The following is a 4,673-nucleotide window of genomic DNA, read 5'->3' on the forward strand; positions in this document are numbered from 1 at the left end:
AGGCCTCGTGCGGTGGGCGGTGTCGCTCGGTGAGGACCGCTTCAGGCGGACTCTGTTCTCGACGTCGCTCAACTTCGATGTGTCGGTGTTCGAGCTGTTCGGGACGTTGGCTGCTGGTGGGACGGTGGAGGTGGTCCGGGACGTTCTCGCGCTGACGGAGCGCGACGCGTGGAGCGGCTCCCTCATTTCCGCGGTGCCGTCGGCGTTTGCGGGGGTGCTGGGGCAGGAGTCCGATATTTCGGCGGAGATGGTGGTGCTGGCGGGTGAGGCGTTTCCGGCGGGTCTGCTGGAGCAGACGCGGCGGGCGATGCCGGGTGCGGTTGTGGCCAACATCTACGGTCCGACCGAGGCCACGGTGTACGCGACGGGCTGGTTCTCCGACACCGATCCGGACTCTGAGGGTCCGATGGTGCCGATCGGGCGCCCGGTGGCGGGCAAGGCCACGTACGTACTGGATGGCGGTTTGTCTCCTGCGCCGGTGGGTGTGTGGGGTGAGCTGTATCTCGGGGGTGGTTTGGCGCGTGGGTATCACGGGCGTTCGGGGCTGACGTCGGAGCGGTTCGTGGCGGATCCGTTCCGGTCCGGTAGCCGGTTGTACAGGACCGGGGATGTGGTGCGGTGGCGTGCGGACGGGACTCTGGAGTACGCGGGCCGTGGCGACGACCAGGTCAAGATCCGCGGGTTCCGCATCGAACTCGGCGAGATCGAGAGCGTTCTGTCCTCCCACCCGTCCGTGGCCCAGTCCGTGGTCGTGGCGCGCGAGGACCGTCCCGGAGTGAAGCGCCTGGCCGCCTACCTGGTCGCCGAGGGGGATTCGCCCCTCGACGTGGCGGTAGTACGTGAGCATGTGGCGTCGGCTCTGCCGGAGTACATGGTCCCGGCGGCCTTCGTCGTCCTGGACACGCTGCCCCTGAACGCCAACGGCAAGCTCGACCGCCGCGCCTTGCCCGCGCCCGAGTTCGAGGCCGCGGGGTCCACGTACACGGCGCCGCGTACCGAGTCCGAGCAGATCCTGTGCGGCGTGTGGGCGGAGGTCCTGGGGCTGGAGCGGGTCGGGATCGAGGACAACTTCTTCGACCTCGGCGGGGACTCGATCATCAGTCTCCAGGTCGTCTCCCGTGCCCGCCGTGCCGGACTCGCCCTCTCCTCCCGCGACGTCTTCCTCCACCCCACCGTCCTGACCCTCGCCTCGACGGTCCAGGTCTCCGACGACCGGTCGGACACCCTCGCAGAACAGGGCGTACTGTCCGGGCGCGTGCCGACGCTGCCCGCACGCGAGTGGTTCTTCGACACCCACCCGGAGGTACCCGCGCACTTCAACCTGTCGGTTGCGGTCGCCCTCGCGCCGGACTTCGACGAGCACGCGCTACGTGCGGCCGTCGCGGCCGTACTGGCCCAGCATGACGCCCTCCGGCTCACGTTCGGTGTCGGCGAGGACGGTGGCAGAGACGCCGACTACCGGTCCACGGTCAGTGTGGACACCGTGTTCGAGGTCCATGAGCTGCCGGATCCGCTCGACGCCGACAGGCGCTGGCACGCACTCGTCCTCGACGCCCAGTCCCGGTTCGACCTGGAGAACGGTCCGCTCGTCCGCGTCGTGCTCGGGCGGCAGGGCCCCGGCCCCGGCGGTGCCCGGCTCGCGGTCGTCGCGCACCACCTGGTGATGGACGGCGTGTCGCTGCGCGTGCTGATGGAGGACCTGTCCACGGCATACGAGCGGATCGTGGCCGGCCGGCAGCCCGACCTGGGGCCCAAGGGCACCTCCGTACGGCAGTGGGCGGTGCGGCTCGCCGAGCACACCACGCGCGGTGGCTTCGACGACCAGATCCCCTACTGGCGATCGGTCGCCGAGGGAGCGGTCACCCGGCTGCCCGTCGACCACACGGATGGTCACAACACCGTTGCTTCCCAGCGCGCCGTCTCGGTGGAGCTGACGCCGGAGCAGACGCGGGCGCTGCTTCACGATGTCCCCTCCGTCTATCGCACCCACTCCAATGACGTCCTGCTTGCCGCCCTGGCGCGCACACTCCGTACCTGGACGGGGCACGACCGGGTCGCGGTCAATCTGGAGGGGCACGGTCGTGAGGAGATCTTCGACGACACCGATCTGACGCGTACCGTCGGCTGGTTCACCTCGATCTACCCCGTCGCCCTCGCGCTGCCGGGGGACGGCGGCGACTGGGCCGCGGCGATCAAACTGGTGAAGGAGCAGCTTCGGGCCGTGCCCGATCGTGGTGTCGGATACGGAGCGCTGCGTTATCTGGCCGGTGCGCCGGCCGGGGAGCCGGATCCGCGGATCAGCTTCAACTACCACGGGCAGTTCGATGTGGCCGGTGACACCGCCGACGGTCTGCTCCGGGAGGCGCTGCCCGGCGAGGGCGGGGACCACGCACCGGCCGAGCGCCGCCCGCACCTGCTCGATGTCGTCGGCGCCGTCCAGGACGGCCGGCTCGTTTTCTCCTGGATCTACTCCGCCGACACGTACCGGGAGGAGACGGTTCGCGGCGTCGCCGAGGACTTCGCCGCGGAACTGGTGGCGTTCGCCGAGCACTGCGCGGAGCCCGGCACGGGAGGCCGCACTCCCGCGGACTTCCCCCTGGTACGGCTCGACCAGACCGAGGTGGACCGGATCGCCGGCGACGGCCGGGATGTGGAGGACATCTATCCGCTGACCCCGTTGCAGTCGGGCATGCTCTTCCACGCGCTGGCCGAGCCCGAGTCCGCCGCCTATCTGGAGCAGCTCGCCTTCACTCTCGAAGGCACCGTCGATCTCGACCGGCTGACCGAGGCGTGGCAGCGGGTCGTGGAGCGCTCGGACGCGCTGCGGGTGTCGCTGGTGTGGGACGACGTCCCGGAGCCGGTGCAGGTGGTGCACCGTCGCGTCAGCCTCCCGGTGCGGAGGATGGACTGGTCCGGTGTCGACGAGGCCGAACAGGCCGCGCTGCTGAGGGACTTCCTCGCCGAGGACCGTGAGCGGGGCATGGACCTGACGGCCGGACCCCTGCTGCGCGTCGCCCTCGCGCGGTTGTCGGACGACGCGGTCCGGGTGGTGTGGACGTTCCATCATCTGCTGCTGGACGGCTGGAGCAACTCGGCGCTGCTGTCGGATGTGATCGCCGAGTACGCGGCGCTCGACGCGGAGGCGCCAGTCGCACCAGCACCAACACCAGCACCGGCAGTCGCGCCGGCGCCCGTACCCGCAGAGGCTCCGGACTCCGACCCGGAGGCCAGGGCGTCGTCCGCCGGGGGGCCGCCGCTGTCGCGTGGGCTGTTCGGTGACTACGTGCGCTGGCTGGCGGACCAGGACCAGGAGGCCGGTCGCGAGTACTGGCGTGCCGCGCTGGCCGGGTTCGGTGACCCGGTGGCCCTGCCCTTCGACCGGGCACCGGAGCAGGCACGCGGCGGCGGATCCAGCGAGCGGATCTCGGTGGACGTGCCGCCCGAGGTCGCCGCACGGGTGACCGGCTTCGTACGGCGTCACCGGCTGACCGTGAACGCGGTGGTGCAGGGCGCGTGGGCGTTGGTGTTGTCGCAGTACGCGGGGTCGTCGGATGTGGTGTTCGGTACGACGGTGTCGGGGCGTCCGGCGGATCTGCCGGGGGCCGAGGACATCCTCGGTCTCTTCATCAACACACTCCCCGTCCGGGTGAAGGTGGACCCCGCTCGGCCGGTCTCCGGCTGGCTGGGCGACCTCCAGGCCCACATGGCCGAATCACGGCAGTTCGAGTATGTGGCGCTGTCGGACATCGATTCCGGAGTGGCCGCGGGCGCTTCGCTCTTCGACAGCCTGGTGGTGTTCGAGAACTATCCGGTGGACACGGAGGCCGCGGCGCGGCACGGGCTGAGTGTGCGCGGCGTGGAGGCCGTCGAGTCGACGAACTACGCGCTGACGCTGGTGGCTTCGGCCATCGGTGACCAACTGGAGATGACGCTCGCCTACGACGCGGCGCTGTTCGACGCGACCACCGCCGAGATGCTGGCCGCGCGGCTGACCAGGGCCGTCACCAGCCTGACCGAGACCGCGGATGCCCCGCTCGGCACGCTGTCCCTGCTGCCCGATGAGGAGTGGCGACGGGTATCGCGTGAGTGGAGCGTCGGCGCTGTCGGCGGCCTTGACGGAGTCGGTCACACGTCTCCGCGGTCCCTGGTGGACGGCTTCGCGGCCCGGGTGTCGGCATCCCCCGACGCGGTGGCACTGGTGTGCGGCGATGTGTCGCTGACCTACGCGCAGCTGGACGCGCGGGCGGTACGGCTGGCCCGGGTGCTGGCCGGGCGCGGCGTGGGTATCGAGTCACGGGTGGGACTGCTGCTGGAGCGCTCGGCGGATGTGGTCGTCGCGATGCTGGCGGTGCTGAAGGCGGGTGCGGCTTATGTTCCGCTGTTCGCCGGGTATCCCGACGAGCGACTGCGTCAGGTGGTCGGGCAGAGCGGCGCGGCGCTGATCGTGACGGACGGAACGCTGCGGGAACGCACGGGAATCGCAGGCGTGCCGGTGATCGCGGTGGATGCGGAGCCGGTGGGGGATGTGTGGCTTCCGGCTGTGGTGCCGGTGGGGGCTTTGGCGTATGTGATGTTTACGTCGGGTTCGACGGGTGTGCCGAAGGGTGTGGCGGTGACGCATGGGGATGTGGTGGCGTTGGCTGCTGATTCCCGGTGGTCGTCGGGTGCGCATG

1 protein-coding gene is annotated in these 4,673 nt (G+C 70.4%); it reads left to right on the plus strand.

Features of this window, described 5'->3' with window-relative positions; genetic code table 11:
• A partial coding sequence (locus CU044_RS03100; protein WP_165371764.1) for a condensation domain-containing protein occupies positions 1-4,673 on the plus strand: 4,673 nt, incomplete at both ends.

Origin of the sequence: Streptomyces sp. L-9-10 (genome assembly GCF_004151105.1) — a bacterium.
Classification (GTDB): Bacteria; Actinomycetota; Actinomycetes; order Streptomycetales; family Streptomycetaceae; genus Streptomyces.